Here is a 14,003-nt window from a genome sequence, read left to right on the forward strand (position 1 = left end):
GCAGTCGCGCCGCCGCTCCATCCGGCAAGCCCTAGCCAGCCTCAGGCAAAACCAGATGGCGGGCGGCGCGATCGGGGTTCACCATCGGCGCCGTACTCAACCGGACGGAATGCCTTTCATGCACATTCATACGCTGACGATCATCGCGGTGGTCTTCCTGCTGGCCGGCGCGGTCAAGGGCATGATCGGGCTCGGGCTGCCGACGATCGCGATGGGGCTGCTGACGCTCGCGATGCCGCCGTCGGCCGCCGCGAGCCTGCTGCTCGTGCCGTCGTTCATCACCAATGTGTGGCAGTTGTGGCTCGGCCCGTCGTTCGGGCCGCTGCTGCGCCGGCTTTGGCCGCTACTCGCCGGCCTGACGATCGGCACGCTGACGGGCGGGCTGCCCGCGCTCGCGGCCGGCAGCACCTGGACGCATGCGGCGCTCGGCGTGGTGCTGATCCTCTACGGGCTGTGGGGGCTGGCCGCTGCGCGGCTGCCGGCGCCGGGCCGCCATGAAAAATGGCTGTCGGCCGTGGTCGGCTACCTGACGGGTGTCGTGACGGCCGCGACCGGTGTGTTCGTCGTGCCGGCCGTGCCGTACCTGCAGGCGCTGCGGCTGTCGAAGGACGACCTGATCCAGGCGCTCGGGCTGTCGTTCACCGCATCGACGATCGTGCTCGGCCTGCAGTTGCGCGTGACAGGGGCGTTGGAGACGGTCGATCTCGGCGTGTCGGCGCTCGCGCTCGTGCCGGCGCTGGTGGGCATGGCCGGTGGGCAATATGCGCGGCGCGTGATGAGCGAGAAGGCGTTCAAGCGCTGCTTCTTCGTCGGACTCATTGCGCTCGGCGCGTATATGGCAGCTTCGGGGTGGCTGTAAGCGGGCATCGCTGACGAGCGCGATGCCCGCTGTCCGCTGTCCGTGACGCGCCCGAAGCCGGTTTCGACATCAGCCGGCTTCGGGCGCGTTCACCGGACGCGGGTCACATCGCTCAGGCCGGATCGGCGTACTTCAGCGTCCACCCGAACGTGCGGGTCGCACCCGCGCCGAGTGCAAACGGCTTCGTCGTGCAGGCGAAGTTCGAATGCAACTGGCCGATCGGCGTCGTCGACAGCGGATTCGTCGTGCCGTTCGCCGTGTCGAAGGCCGACAGCGCGCAGGTGTCGAACCCGGACGCCGCATAGCCGGTCGCGGCGCTGTTCGCGTAGGTTACCGACACGCCGTCGCCGTTCGCCTGCGTCGACGCGAAATCCGCGAACGATGTGAAGTCCGTTTCGACCGACAGGTTGCCGGTGAGCGTGCCCGTGCTCAGCGTATCGCTGCGGGCGACCGAGCCGTGCGCGAACGTCAGCACCGTGTGTACCTGCAGATCGAGATCCGTCGTGTACGCCGCATTCTTCGACGCGAGCCGGAACTTCGCGGTATCGAACGACACGATCACCTGGCCGTTGCCTTGCTGGACGTTCAGGTTCTTGTAGTACGTGACGGGAATGTAGGTCTTCCCGTTGTACGACACCTGCGGCACCAGCAGTGCGTAGCCGAGATCGGTCGTGCCGTAGATCAGCTTGTCGGAGAACGGCACCGGGTAGTACGGCGTGTACGAGTTGTAGTCGGGCGCCTGGCTGAGGTTCAGGTTGATCACGCGCCGGCCGTCGCGCACGGTGACGAGCGCCGCGCTGTACGGATGCGCGGTGTCGCCCGGCTGGTTGTACCAGGTGAGCGTGTAGCGCGGCAGCGCGTCGAGCCACGCGTTGTAGTCCGTATCGGCCATCGGCGCCTTGCCGCCGAAGCCGAGCTTGTTCCACCACGCGTTCACGTACAGGTACTGGTGCAGCAGGCTGAAGTTCTCGCCCATCACGCGCGGCTTGCCGCGATAGGCGTCCGTGCCGCGGCCCTTGACCCACATGTTCACCGAAGGTGTGGGCAGCGACGGGTCGTACCAGTACGTGTCGAACCGATGCGCGGCCTGGTAGATGAACGCATACGCGACCTGCTTCTCCTGGTCGGTCAGCACGCCGGCATTGGCCGCGGCCGTCAGCACTTCCATGAACGCCGAATCGCCGTACGGGCCGATCGAGCGGCCGTAGTTGAAGCCCTGGCCGTTCGCGTTCAGCTGCGGCAGGATCAGGTCGACCGACTTGCGCAGATAGCCCTTCAGCTCGGGCGTGAGGTTCGCCTCGTTGCCCATCTCGAACGTGCGCTCGGTCACTTCACCGATCAGCAGCGTGCTGTAGCGGTCGAAGCGCGCCTGGTCGTAATAGGTCGTGTGCGTGTTCGACGCCTCGTCCGAGAACCCGCCCGACGAGTCGTTGCGGATATGGTTCGTGAGCGTATACAGCAGCGCGTCGCGCGCGCCCATCGTCGCGACCGACGGATCGGTCTTCGATGCAAACGACGGGCTGCTCCAGCCGAGCTTCTGGCGCAGTCCGGCGATTCCGTAGGACACCGCATAGTAGTTCTGCGCGGTGTTGAGCGAAGCGATGTCGATCGGCGTGCCGGCCGCGGGGCACGTATCGGTCTTGCCGCTCGCATCGGGGCCGAACATGTCGCAGAAGGTGAGCCGCCGCTGCAGCGTCGCGAGCATTGCGTCGCTGAAGACTTCGTTGAGCATCCCGTGCGCCTTCAGGTTGTTCAGCGCGACGAGGTAGTAGTACTCGCCCCACGAGGTATTCGCATACGTGTAGTTGCTGCCCGACTGCGCCATCATCGCGGTCGTGATCGTCTGGTACGTCGCGAGGTAGCTGGCGTATTGCGGATCGTTCTTCGACTTCATGTCGATCAGGATGTACGACAGGCCGAGCGCGAGTTTGCCCGGCAGGAATTTGTCGCCGGTGTTCGTGTCGAGCACGTGGACCGGCGTGCCGTCGCCGAGATCCATCACGACCTGCGTGAAGTCGGGTGATTTCCGGATCAGGTCGAACAGTGCGCGCATCTGGCCCATCATCGTGACCGGAATGTTCGCGCCGGCCGGCACGCTGGTGTCGGGCGCGCCGTAGACGAGCGCTTGCAGCGAGTTCGACGCGAGCGTCGGTGTCGTGGACGGGGGCGGCGAAGATGACGAGGGCGGCGGCGTGTCGGTCACGTCGTTGCCGCCGCAGGCGCTGACGAACAGGACGGAAAGGGCGCTGAGCGCGGCGCCGAGCGCGAATCTGCTGCGCGGATGCATTGTGTCTCCAGTTTTGAATAGTGATGAAGCACGGGCGGGGGTGGCCGTTGCCGCGCTCGATGCCCGTACCCGGCCGCCGTCCTGCAACCCTGATCCCTGAAGACGGACGGCCTGAATTACCCATCGAGCGGGCAAGCGTTCTCCCTGCACGGGCCGTGACCGGCGTCGCGCGAAGACATTGGAAAACGTTTTCCAAATTTAGGCGGCGATCGGCATGATGTCAATGAACTTTCGCGTCGGACGGGGCGGGAAAAACCCGGATGGGGGGCAGCGGAGCGTGAAGGGTTGGAGCGAAATGTTGAAGAATTTACCGGGTTTTCTTCGTGATGAGATGAAGTGAAGCGCGGGATACCGATGCGGACACGACGAGCAGAATGACTATCCGGCGATGCGTACTCGCCGGGATTTGAGAGAAAACGTTATCCATAAGGATCGAGATGAATTCGACGGACATCGGGGCATGGTGGCGACCGGCAGCCACGCCGTTCCGGCGAGACTAAAGCTGTGCCTCGATCGCGGCCTTGTCGATCACCGACCAGACCTGGCGGATCTTGTCGTCATGAAATTCGTAGAACACGTTCTCGCAGAACGTGACCTTCCGGCCGTCGACGGCGAGCCCCATGAACGTCCCGCTCGGCGAACAGGCGAAGCGCAGCCGGCATGCGATGTGCGGCGGCTCGCACACGAGCAGCCGGATGTCGAAGCGGAGGTCGGGAATGCCGCGGAAGTCCTGTTCCAGCATCGCGCGGTAACCGGCGAGGCCCACTGGCCGGTTGTTGTGAATCACGTTATCGGAGACGTATTCGCCGAGCGCCGGCCAGTCTTGCCGGTTCAGGCAGTCGATGTATGCGCGGTAGCGGGTTGCAAGATCGGTGTCGGTCATGGCCGTGCCTCCGTGTGTCGACGGGATGAGTCGGATGCGGCGCGTGTCATCGCGGCGTGGTTTCGCCGGACAGGAACGCGACGAACTCGCGCGTGTACTTCGGCAGCGCATCGAACGACCGCGCGCACAGCTTCAGCCGCCGATGGCTCCACGCATCGGACAGCTCGACGAGCCGCACGTCCATCGTCTGCATCGCGCGCTCGGCCGCATGGCGCGACACGATGCCGATGCCCACCCCGCTCGCGATCACGCGGCAGATCGCATCGAAGCTCTTCAGTTGCACGCGATAGCGGATCCGCTTGCCGAGTGCGCGTGCCTGGTCGGCGAGATGCACCTGCAGCGCGCTGCCGTCGGTGAGGCCGATGAAGTCGGCATCGACGATCGAGTCGAATGCGACCTTGTCCTGCGACGCGAGCGGATGCGCGGCCGGCACGACGACGATCAGCCAGTCCTCGCGGAACGGCTTCTGTTCGAGCCCGCCGAGCCCGACCGAATCGGCGACGATGCCGACCTCGGCCGTCTTGTTGCGGATCGCATGCACGATCTCCTGGCTCGAGCGCTCCTCGACGCTGATCGACAGCTTCGGATGATGCGGCAGGTAATCGGCCAGCGCATCGGGCAGGTATTCGCTCAGCGACGCCGTGTTGCTCAGCAGCCGGATATGCCCGCGCAGCCCCTGGCCGTATTGCTGCAGTTCGCCGCGCATATGGTCGATCTGCTGCAGCACGGTGCGCGCGTGGTGTTCGAGCGCGCGGCCCGCGTCGGTGGCCTGCGCGCCCGACTTGGTCCGGTGCAGCAGCGGCACGCCGAGCTCGTCCTCCATGCCGCGGATGCGCTCGCTCGCGGCCTGCAGCGTGATGTGGGTCCGCTCGGCGCCGCTCGTGATCGTGCCGGCCTCGCAGATGTTCAGGAAGAGCCGCAGGTCGGTCAGGTCGAAACGCATGATGGGTGGGGCGATCGTATTGGAATGGCCGATAAGTTAGCAGGGAACCGCGGCCGCGGTCTCAGGCGCAGCTTGAGGCCCGATTCGCCGGTTCCGCATTTTCGGGGCACGATCGATGGCGGATCATGGCCGCACATCAACCGGGGAGCCTGTCATGCAGATCGATCCGTCGTGGGGCGTGTCGTTCAAGATCGCGTTGCACGTGCTGTTCCTGTGCATCGGCATCGCGTGGGCCTGTTCCGAACTCGCCGCGTGGTTGCGCTGAACGTCGCGGCGATCGCCGCCTCGCGCCTATTGAAACAAATCCGTCATAGTGTCCAGAGACGAAAATTCTTCCGCTTTCCTGCAAAAAGGCCATCAAGTTTTCCTGAATCGGACCGTATTACCGGTAGCGAATGCCGGCCGGCATCCGGTTCGTGATCGTTTGTCATCATTGTTTGCATCCGGTTACACGTCGGCCGTTCCGTTTTTGAGATGCTTGAAAGATTGTCAAACCGGAGTCGGATCGTCCATGAAAACGCGCGAGATTCACCGCAACGCGGCGTGGCTGCCAGGCTTGGCCGCCGTGCTCGTCATGGCCGGTTGTGCAAGCACGCAGTCCGTTCCGCCGAGCGACACGCTGGCGGGACAGTCGTCGCCGTCGAGCCAGCCTGCTGCTGCGCCGTCGGCCGCCACCCCGCCGCCGGCGCCGATTCTCATCGCGCAGAAGTACGTCGTGAAGCGCGGCGACACGCTGACGGGCATCGCGTCCGCGAACGGCTGCAGCATTGCCGACCTGCGCACCTGGAACAAGCTGGGCGCGAACGGCAGGCTGCGCATGGGGCAGGCGCTGCGCATCGTCAAGCAGCAGCCGTTGCCGGCGCCGGGTGCGGCCGGCACGCAGGCGGCCGCATCGTCGGCGTCGGGCAATGGCGCAGCGGGCAACCCGGCCGCCACGCAGACCACCGCGTCGAGCGCGAGCGACCGTCAGGTCGTCAAGGAAACGAAGCGGCATGCGGGTGGCGTCGCGCTCAAGTGGCCCGCGAGCGGCAAGATCGTCGACGGGTTCCGGCCGGGGCAGAATCGCGGCATCCAGATCGCCGGCCGGCCGGGCGACCCGGTCCGCGCCGCGGCCGATGGCCGCGTGATGTACGCGGGCACCGGCCTGAACGACTACGGCAGCCTGATCATCGTCCAGCACAACGCGGATTTCCTGACCGCCTATGCACACAATCGCAAGCTGCTCGTGAAGACGGGCGACATCGTGCGCCAGGGCGACGAGATCGCCGAGATGGGCGACCTCGACAATTCGCGTGTCGCGCTGCTGTTCGAAGTGCGACGCGACGGCAAGCCGGTCAATCCGATGCCGTACCTGCCTTCGTCGCAAGGGTGAAGCGGGGCCGTTTCGCTGGAACGTCGCGGCGGTCGCTGCTACGCTAGGGTCTGTTCATGCGAGTCCCGCGCTTCGCGGGGCCGACGGTCGTCTTTCGGGGATGCGCGGCGAATGCCGTCGCGGGCCGACTGTCGGCGTGATCGGGTGCGCTGCTTCACCGCGTGTCCGAGCTGCTTCGTGCCACCGATTCCGACAGAACTCACGACATTCATGGAACACTCTCCGACACGCCGCTCGCTGTTGCTTGCCGCCGTTGCCGCGCCGTTCGTCGCCGCGTGCACGTCCGCGCCGGTCGCCGACCAGGGGCGCGCCCATACCGCCCAGGCTGAATTGGCCGCGCTCGAGAAGGCCTCGAATGGCCGGCTCGGCGTCGCGGCGCTCGATACGTCGAACGGCGTACGCATCGCTCACCATGCGCGCGAGCGCTTCCCGCTGTGCGGCACCTATGCAGTCGTCGCGGCCGCCGCGATGCTCGCACGTGGCTCGCTCGACGCGTCGCTGCTGCCGCGCCGCATCCTGTACCGCCGCTATGAAATCGTGTCGGGCTCGCCGATCACGGAAAGCCACGTCGACACGGGCATGACCATCGAGCAGCTTTGCGTGGCGATGCTGCAGTCGGGCGACAAGGGCGCCGGCAACCTGCTGATGGGCGTGCTCGGCGGCCCGCAGGCCGTCACGTCGTTTGCGCGCGAGAGCGGCGCCACGTCGTTCCGCCTCGATCACTGGGAACCCGAACTGAACAACGCGGCGCCCGACGACGAACGCGACACGTCGACACCGGTCGAGATGGTCGACACGCTGCAGCGGCTGCTGCTCGGCAACACGCTGCAGGAGCCGCAGCGCACGCAACTGACGGAATGGATGGTCGGCGGCGCGCGCGGCGCGACCGGCATCGCGGCGGGTGTGCCGCCCGGCTGGCGCATCGCGGACAAGGCCGGCACGGGCGGTTACGGCACGACGACCGACGTCGCGGTGCTGTGGCCGCCGTCGCGTGCGCCGATCGTGATGGCCGTGTCGTTCACGCAGCCGCAGGCCGCCGCGGCGGCCCGCGCGGACGTCGTCGCGTCGGCGGCGCGCATCGTGGCGGGCGCGCTCACCGCGACGGCCTGAGCGTCCCTCGCCTCGCGCAAAGCCGGCGTTTGGCTTATCGTGTCGGACAGCGCGCGCCAGTGTTGGCGCGCGATCCTTCCGCGCCGTTTTTCCGTTTGCCTTCTCCATGCGCCGACTTCCGCCCCTGCACGCGCTGCAGATCTTCTCGACGGTGGCTCGCCACCGCAGCTTCACGCGCGCGGCCGAGCAGCTGTGCATCACGCAGGGCGCGGTAAGCCGGCAGATCCAGACGCTCGAGGCGCATTACGGTTTTCCGCTGTTCAAGCGGCATGCGAAGGGCCTCACGCTGACGGCGGAGGGCGAGCAGTTGCTGCCGGTGGTCAACGAGAGCTTCGCGCGGATCGAAGACATTTCGATGAGGCTCACGCGGCAGCGCACCGATCTCGCGCTGAAGGTGCCGACCTGCGTGATGCGCTGGATGCTGCCGCGCATCATGCGCTTCCAGGGCGAGCATCCCGATCTCCATGTGCAGATCACGACCGCGTGGCAGCACGTCGTCGATTTCTCGACCGAGCCGTTCGATGCGGCGGTCGTCTACGGCACGTCGCCGGGCGCCGGCGTGTTCGCGCTGCCGCTGTTCGACGAACGGCTGACGCCCGTCTGCGCGCCCGAATTGCGGCAGAGGTCGCCGCTCGACGCGATCGGCGATCTTGCCCGCCATACGCTGCTGCATCCGACCCGCGACCATCGCGACTGGCGCGCGTGGCTCGATCATGCGGGCGAGCGCAGTGTCGATCCCGCGCGCGGGCCGACGTTCGACACGCTCGACCTCGCGACGAATGCGGCGATGCAGGGCTTCGGTGTCGCGATCGGCGACGTGACGCTCGTCGACGACGACGTCAGCGCGCGCCGGCTCGAACGGCCGTTCGACATCGTGCTCGAGACGGGCGCGCGCTACTTCTTCGTCTATCCCGAGAACCTCGGCAACCAGCAGAAGATCCGCGCGTTCAGCGACTGGATCGCGCGCCATCGCGATTGACCGGCGACGCACGTGCGTGCGCCGGCGAACGGCTTTACTGGTACGTGACGACGGCGATCATCGGTGCCTGGTTGTTGCCCGGACGGTTCGGTAAAACGATTGCGCGCGAAGCCTGAGTAAAGGTCGTGGTCTTGATGGCCTGCTGGCTCGCGGCGTCGACGAACGCGATCTGGCCGGTGGCCGGGCGCGGGCAGTCGGGGCGCACACGCGCATGCGCTATGTCGGCCGCGTCGAGCGCGAACGAGCAAGGCGGTTCGACGATCATGCCGGTGAAGTGGATGATGCCGGACGCGCCGGCGGCGAAGGACGAGGACATGCCCAGAAGCGAGGCAGCCAGGACGAACGAGGCGGCGAACAGGCGATGCTTCATGACAGGCTCCAGAGAGGAAGCGCGTCGCAGCGGGGCCGCTCGGGTGGCAGTCCGTCAACGCTGCGATGCTAAGTGCGTAAACGGCAAGTCCATCTGTTCTCTTGAATGAAAAAATCGCAATTTTTGGATAAAGGCAAATGACGCGGCAATGCTGAATTCAATGTATGCCGTATTTGCGAGATAACAAGTTCGGGTAAAGCCGGTGTAGTAAGCTCAACGGAAATGCGCTTGTCCGACGCCGGTCGTCACGGCAGGTCGTTGCGGGATCAACGAATTGATGCATGGATGAAGCGATGCACGGGCGAATTGCCATGCGCCCAAAGAAAACGGCCGCTCGTGAATGAACTGCACCCCAAAAGTTGGACTAGATCCAACCTTTGGGGTGTTTTTCATGACGAAGTACGACGAACGTTTTCGGCGTCGAGTGGTTCAGGCGTATCTGGCTGGAGAGGCCGGCACCAAGACACTTGCTCACCGTTACGGAGTGGGCAGGACGATGGTGCGACGTTGGGTGGCGAGCTATCGCGAGCATGGTGAACAGGGGCTGCGCAAGAAGCACAGCCACTACGATGCGCGATTCAAGTTGTCAGTCCTTCAGCGGATGTGGCGAGATGAGCTTTCATATGCGCAGGTGGCGGCGCTGTTCGGCATCCGCAATGAACGAAGCATCCCGATCTGGGAGCGTCTGTATCATGAGGGTGGTATAGATGCTTTGACGCCTCGTCGCCGAGGGCGTCCTCCAAAGATGACCACCTCACCGCCACAGAAACCCACCGAAGATGCCGTGCAAGACGAGCGCACCCGCGAGGATAACGCAGCCATGGAGAGCTTCTTCGGCACGCTGAAATCCGAGTGCTATCGGCTGACGCGCTTTGTGAACGTGGAGCAGTTGCGAGATGCGTTGAGCCGCTACATCCACTACTACAACCACGAACGCATCAAGCTCAAATTAAATGGGCTGAGTCCCGTGCAATACAGGACTCAGTCCTCGGCCGCTTAGATTTTAACCGTCCAACTTCGTGGGGTGCAGTTCATGAACGAGCGGCCGTTTTTACACGGAGCGGTGTGATGGTGCGATCAGCCCGCGCGCTTGCGCACCGCGCCGACGATCACGAGCAGCACGATCGCGCCGATGATCGATGCGATCCAGCCTGCACCCTGGCCCGGCGCATACCAGCCCGCGGCGCGGCCGACGTAACCCGCGACGAGCGAGCCGACGATGCCGAGCGCGATGGTCATCAGGATGCCCATCTTGTCGTCGCCGGGCTTGAGCGCACGGGCGAGGAGGCCGACGATGAGCCCGACCACCAGGGTTTCGATGAGTTGCAGCATGAATGCCTCCCTATTGCTGTTGAGTGGTTGACGAAAGGAGATGGACTTGTCCGGCGCACCGGGGTTCCGGTGGGAGCCGAACAGGTACGCGACGGGCCGAGTATCGCACGCCGCCGCGTCATGCGGATGTCAGGGCCGCCCCGGCGGCGCGTCGTTCATTGATAGTCGAGCAGAACCTGCGCCGCGGCATGAACCGAACCGCCACCGATCTGCGCGCCGGTCTGCAGGTAGGACGCACGGAGCCGAATCGACGGCGATCCGCCGGTGACCGGGTTGTAGCTCGTCACGGTGTGCGACTTCCTCAGCGGCAGCGGCTGGCCCGTCGCGGCGTCGGCGATCTGGATGCCGATGCCGCTGGCCGTGGCATCCGGGCGCAACTGCATTCCGCCGGGGGACCCGGTGACCATGTCGTCCAGCGGCGCCAGTTGATAGCCGATCCGGTTGTATCCGGCCGGGCAGTTGTTCAACTGCACCTGAAAGTCCGTCGCGCCGGCGGTTGAACCGACACCCTTGAACACATGGTGCTGCACGGGCGGCAGCGTAACCGTCTGGTCGGGAATCGAGCACGTTCCATTGATGAAGCTGACCTTCGCGGCGAGGAAGACCGGGGACGACGCGCCGAAGATGCCGGACTTGTATTCGATCGTGTAATAGGCGCTGAGCGCACCCGAATTGAGCGATCCGTCTTGCGGCTGCCGACTGTCGCGGAACAGCATGACTTCGAGCGTATTGCGCAGCGTCGTCTTCGTCGACGAGACGGCCACGTTACCGTCGACGAGCATGCGCGTCGACAAGCCGGACACATTGGTTTCCAGATCGGGGCCGTCGGACACCCACACCCCGCCGTTGGGGTACATCCTGATACCCGTGATCTGGCAGGTGCTCGCGCCGCATACGTCCTGCGGCGTGAAGTAGTGACGCGCGACGACCACGCCCGGCGTGGCGTTTCCGGGGCTGGAAACGGTGGCTTGCCCGAACGCATAGAGGGTGGCGGCGATCGCGTCGGTCGCGAAGGCGACGGATGCGAGCACGAGCGCGGAGGCGCCCGCGAGCATGCGGAGCGGGCGGCGAGCGACGCGCACCGCGGCTGCCGGGGGCGTGGTTCGGGTCAATGCGGACGATTGGCGAATGTGAGACATAGGGATTCCTTACTGAATGCCGGCGGTCGTCGAATCGGACTGGCAGGTGCTCTTGACGGTCTGTATGCCGGGCAATGGCTGGCGACGCTCCGCAACCGGCAGCGCATAGGCGATCCGGCAGACGGAGCGGGCATCGGCGCCCCACTGAACAGTCAGCGAACCGCTGTCGTCGAGCCCGCGCGCGAAGATCTTGCTCGCCTGGCCGACGACGCCGACTTCCTTGCCGTTCTCGTCGTGCACGACGGCGCCGAACGGTAGCGGCGTGCCATCTGCCTGGCGCGCCTGAACGAGCGCCGAGCGGCCGGTGTCGGTCGCGAACCGGATCAGCGGCACGGCACCGGCACGCGGCGCGATCTGCCGGCTGGTTTCCTTCAGATCGACATCCATCGAAATGCCTTTCGGATCGAGCGCGATCGTATTGAGGCTGTAAGGCGTCAGGTATGGCACGACCGCGTAGCCGTTGCCGTCGATCTTGACGCCCGCCGCGTTCGTGACGCGCGCGCCGGCCGCGCCGGGCGCTTCGACGATCGCGAACGTCTCGGATACCGGTTGCGAGAACGTGATGCCGCCGCGATGCGCGACCAGCGCGCCGCGCACGCCGAGCGAGCCCTGCTGGAAGTCCGTGCTCGCGCCGGCGCTGGCGTTGATTTCCGCCACGCGCGTGCGGTACGTGATGTTGCCGCTGCCGTCCGTGGACGAATTCGATCCGGACGCGTGGTTCGCGCTGACGCTGTACGACAGCGCGTGGTCCTCGCCGAGCGATCCGGACAGCGTCGATTGCAACCGGGTGCGGCCGAGCGTATCGCGCGACACGTTGCCCGTGACGGTCATCGGGCGCTCCCGGCCGAACGGGATCGTGACGCTGGCGTAATAGAGCGTGCCCATGTCGCCGCCGGCATTGCGCTGCCGCGTGGCCGTCAGGCTGTAGGAAATGTTGCGGAACTGGTTCGTGTAGCCCACCGAGTAGTTGACGTCCGAGCCAGGGCGGTTCCAGTAGTTGACGGCCGATGCCGTCGCATTGATGCGGCCGCCGGTCGTGCCCAGGCGCTGCGTGAGCGCCAGCGACGCGCGATTGCGCTGGCGCCAGACCGACTGCGCCGAGCGGCCGTCGCGCGCGGCGTCGCGCGCCTGCATCGCGTCGTTGAGACCGAAATAGCCGTCCGTCGAATAGCGATACGCGGCGAGTGCGATATCGGTGCCGGTCGCATCGACCGACTTCGCATAGCTGACGCGCACGCTCGAACCGCTGTAGCGCTTCGCGCCGGGGATCGAGGTCAGCGCATGCGTGACGTCCGCGCCGAACGCGCCGAACGACGTGTTGAACGCGGCGCCCAGCATCGCCGACGCGTAACCGCCCGCGAGCGTGACGCCGCCGTAGCCCGTCAGCAGGTTGGTCAGGCCGCGCTGATACGTGACCTGCGTGAACAGCGGCTGGCTCGATCCGTGGGGATTGCGCAGCGTGCCCGCGACGAAGCTGTAGCGGCTGATGCCCGGCCGCAGCGACATCGGCACGGCGGCGTAGGGTACCGAGAACGAGTGCACGGAGCCGTCGGCTTCGGTAACCGACACCTGCAGGTCGCCGCCGTACCCGGTCGGATAGAGGTCGTCGATTTCGAAGTTGCCGGGCGCGACGGTCGTCTCGTAGATCGTCACGTCGTTCTGGCGGATCGTCACCTTCGCGTTGCTGTTCGCGATGCCGCGCACCACGGGCGCATAGCCGCGCAGCGAGTCGGGCAGCATGCGGTCATCGGTCGACAGGCGCACGCCCCGGAACTGCGTCGAGTCGAACAGTTCGCCCGACGTGTAGCTTTCGCCGACAACGAGCTGCGACGACAGCGACGGCAAGTCGCGCTGGAGATAGGTCGCGATGTCCTGATACCGGCGCTCGCCGCGCGACGACCATGAATAGGAGCCTTCGTGGCGAAAGCGCCAGTTGCCGAGGTTCACGCCGCCGTTCAGGCCGAGATAGCCTTGCGTCTGCGCGGTGTGGCCGCTGGCCTTCGACGTATAAAGATTGAAGTTGTAGCCGAGCAGGCCGACGGTTTCGCCGGAGGTCCATTGATCGGGGCTCACGTAGCCGCGTGCCTTGCGCACGAGCGACGCCTGCGGGATCGACAGCCGCAGCGTCTGTCGCGGGAAGTCGAATGCCGCGCTGGCGCCCGGCACGACTTGCTCGAGTGGCAGGCAGGCGTCGTCGCCGTCCAGTCGCGCGAGGACCTCCGGCGCGAGCTTGCCGAAATCGACGCCGACGCGCTCGAGCTGCATGCGGTCGAAGCACGGCTGGGCGTCGCCCGCATCCGGCCCGGCCACGAAGCGCACGTCATAGCGGCCGATCCAGTCGGGACCGACATGGATGTCGGTGGTGTACACGCCGGGGGCCGTCACGTTGCGCTGGGCGAAGCGCGACACGTCGACATGCTTGCCCAGGCGACTCTGCAGGAATGCGCCGTCGAACTCGACTTGAGCAAGCGTGCTTTCGACGGCTGCCTGCGTCGTCGCGCGGCCATTGGCGGACCACGCGGCGACGCAGGCCGCCACCAGCAGATGGATCGGCTTGACGTGCGGCATGTCGGCCGCGCCGCGGCGAGGCAGTCGGGTCGGGGTCATGCGCAATACTCCACAAAGGTTCGGGGCGAGCGGGTGCGTTTCGCCGGCGCAGGCGCGACGGTGCCGCACCGCGCGGCGGCGAATGGCAAATCAGGGGTTTTCGCGGCAGTCGGTCGGAACGG

The 14,003-nt window shown here is 66.1% G+C and carries 12 protein-coding genes; 5 read left to right on the forward strand and 7 right to left on the reverse strand.

All coding sequences use genetic code 11. From position 1 onward, the window contains the following. Positions 1–118 precede the first annotated feature (118 nt). Positions 119–859: a sulfite exporter TauE/SafE family protein gene (locus tag CFB82_RS23790; protein WP_179255447.1), complete on the forward strand. Its 741-nt coding sequence runs from the start codon at positions 119–121 to the stop codon at positions 857–859. A gap of 112 nt (positions 860–971) precedes the next feature. Here the strand turns inward: CFB82_RS23790 and CFB82_RS23795 are convergent, their stop codons facing one another. From CFB82_RS23795 to CFB82_RS23805, 3 genes are all read right to left on the reverse strand, one after another. Beyond that, complete coding sequence (locus tag CFB82_RS23795) at positions 972–3,146, reverse strand: hypothetical protein (protein WP_089485527.1); 2,175 nt, start codon at positions 3,144–3,146, stop codon at positions 972–974. A gap of 496 nt (positions 3,147–3,642) precedes the next feature. Beyond that, a complete protein-coding gene (locus CFB82_RS23800) occupies positions 3,643–4,029 on the reverse strand; it encodes an ester cyclase (protein WP_089485528.1) in 387 nt (128 codons plus the stop codon). Between the two features lie 46 nt (positions 4,030–4,075). Continuing rightward, a complete protein-coding gene (locus CFB82_RS23805; protein ID WP_089485529.1) occupies positions 4,076–4,972 on the reverse strand; it encodes a LysR family transcriptional regulator in 897 nt (298 codons plus the stop codon). A 511-nt stretch (positions 4,973–5,483) separates the two neighbouring features. On the opposite strand from CFB82_RS23805, the gene CFB82_RS23810 reads away from it, so the two are divergent. The 3 genes from CFB82_RS23810 (at position 5,484) to CFB82_RS23820 (ending at position 8,433) form a co-directional block, all read left to right on the forward strand. After that, on the forward strand, positions 5,484–6,344 hold the full coding sequence (locus CFB82_RS23810) for a peptidoglycan DD-metalloendopeptidase family protein (protein ID WP_089485530.1): 861 nt from the start codon (positions 5,484–5,486) through the stop codon (positions 6,342–6,344). Between the two features lie 210 nt (positions 6,345–6,554). Next, complete coding sequence (gene bla, locus CFB82_RS23815; protein ID WP_089485531.1) at positions 6,555–7,454, forward strand: class A beta-lactamase; 900 nt, start codon at positions 6,555–6,557, stop codon at positions 7,452–7,454. A gap of 106 nt (positions 7,455–7,560) precedes the next feature. After that, entirely contained in the window at positions 7,561–8,433 is an 873-nt protein-coding gene (locus CFB82_RS23820) for a LysR substrate-binding domain-containing protein (RefSeq protein WP_069251840.1), read from the forward strand. 34 nt (positions 8,434–8,467) lie between these two features. Here CFB82_RS23820 and CFB82_RS23825 read toward each other — a convergent pair whose 3' ends face one another. Then, positions 8,468–8,803, reverse strand: a complete 336-nt coding sequence (locus tag CFB82_RS23825) for a type 1 fimbrial protein (protein ID WP_069251839.1) — start codon at positions 8,801–8,803, stop codon at positions 8,468–8,470. 391 nt (positions 8,804–9,194) lie between these two features. Here CFB82_RS23825 and CFB82_RS23830 point away from each other — a divergent pair, with 391 nt between their 5' ends. Continuing rightward, the gene (locus tag CFB82_RS23830; protein ID WP_089485649.1) at positions 9,195–9,803 is read left to right on the forward strand and encodes a helix-turn-helix domain-containing protein; all 609 of its coding nucleotides are present in this window, start codon (positions 9,195–9,197) and stop codon (positions 9,801–9,803) included. A 77-nt stretch (positions 9,804–9,880) separates the two neighbouring features. On the opposite strand, the gene CFB82_RS23835 is transcribed toward CFB82_RS23830, so the two are convergent. The 3 genes from CFB82_RS23835 to CFB82_RS23845 all read right to left on the reverse strand — a co-directional run bounded on the left by CFB82_RS23835 (position 9,881) and on the right by CFB82_RS23845 (position 13,881). Continuing rightward, positions 9,881–10,135 carry a GlsB/YeaQ/YmgE family stress response membrane protein gene (locus CFB82_RS23835; protein ID WP_089485532.1) on the reverse strand — a complete coding sequence of 85 codons (255 nt, stop codon included), beginning with the start codon at positions 10,133–10,135 and terminating at the stop codon, positions 9,881–9,883. Between the two features lie 155 nt (positions 10,136–10,290). Continuing rightward, complete coding sequence (locus tag CFB82_RS23840) at positions 10,291–11,190, reverse strand: fimbrial protein (RefSeq protein ID WP_256990455.1); 900 nt, start codon at positions 11,188–11,190, stop codon at positions 10,291–10,293. 93 nt (positions 11,191–11,283) lie between these two features. Then, positions 11,284–13,881, reverse strand: coding sequence for a fimbria/pilus outer membrane usher protein (locus CFB82_RS23845; protein ID WP_089485534.1), 2,598 nt, complete (start codon positions 13,879–13,881; stop codon positions 11,284–11,286). Positions 13,882–14,003: the final 122 nt, after the last annotated feature.

Origin of the sequence: Burkholderia sp. HI2714 (assembly GCF_002223085.1) — a bacterium.
GTDB classification, from domain to species: Bacteria; Pseudomonadota; Gammaproteobacteria; order Burkholderiales; family Burkholderiaceae; genus Burkholderia; species Burkholderia lata_D.

Excerpts from the sequence above, each read along its gene's own strand:
- CFB82_RS23790 (WP_179255447.1), top strand. The coding sequence starts at position 119 with ATGCACATTCATACGCTGACGATCATCGCGGTGGTCTTCCTGCTGGCC.
- CFB82_RS23795 (WP_089485527.1), bottom strand. The coding sequence starts at position 3,146 with ATGCATCCGCGCAGCAGATTCGCGCTCGGCGCCGCGCTCAGCGCCCTT.
- CFB82_RS23800 (WP_089485528.1), bottom strand. The coding sequence starts at position 4,029 with ATGACCGACACCGATCTTGCAACCCGCTACCGCGCATACATCGACTGC.
- CFB82_RS23805 (WP_089485529.1), bottom strand. The coding sequence starts at position 4,972 with ATGCGTTTCGACCTGACCGACCTGCGGCTCTTCCTGAACATCTGCGAG.
- CFB82_RS23810 (WP_089485530.1), top strand. The coding sequence starts at position 5,484 with ATGAAAACGCGCGAGATTCACCGCAACGCGGCGTGGCTGCCAGGCTTG.
- bla (WP_089485531.1), top strand. The coding sequence starts at position 6,555 with ATGGAACACTCTCCGACACGCCGCTCGCTGTTGCTTGCCGCCGTTGCC.
- CFB82_RS23820 (WP_069251840.1), top strand. The coding sequence starts at position 7,561 with ATGCGCCGACTTCCGCCCCTGCACGCGCTGCAGATCTTCTCGACGGTG.
- CFB82_RS23825 (WP_069251839.1), bottom strand. The coding sequence starts at position 8,803 with ATGAAGCATCGCCTGTTCGCCGCCTCGTTCGTCCTGGCTGCCTCGCTT.
- CFB82_RS23830 (WP_089485649.1), top strand. The coding sequence starts at position 9,195 with ATGACGAAGTACGACGAACGTTTTCGGCGTCGAGTGGTTCAGGCGTAT.
- CFB82_RS23835 (WP_089485532.1), bottom strand. The coding sequence starts at position 10,135 with ATGCTGCAACTCATCGAAACCCTGGTGGTCGGGCTCATCGTCGGCCTC.
- CFB82_RS23840 (WP_256990455.1), bottom strand. The coding sequence starts at position 11,190 with ATGCTCGCGGGCGCCTCCGCGCTCGTGCTCGCATCCGTCGCCTTCGCG.
- CFB82_RS23845 (WP_089485534.1), bottom strand. The coding sequence starts at position 13,881 with ATGACCCCGACCCGACTGCCTCGCCGCGGCGCGGCCGACATGCCGCAC.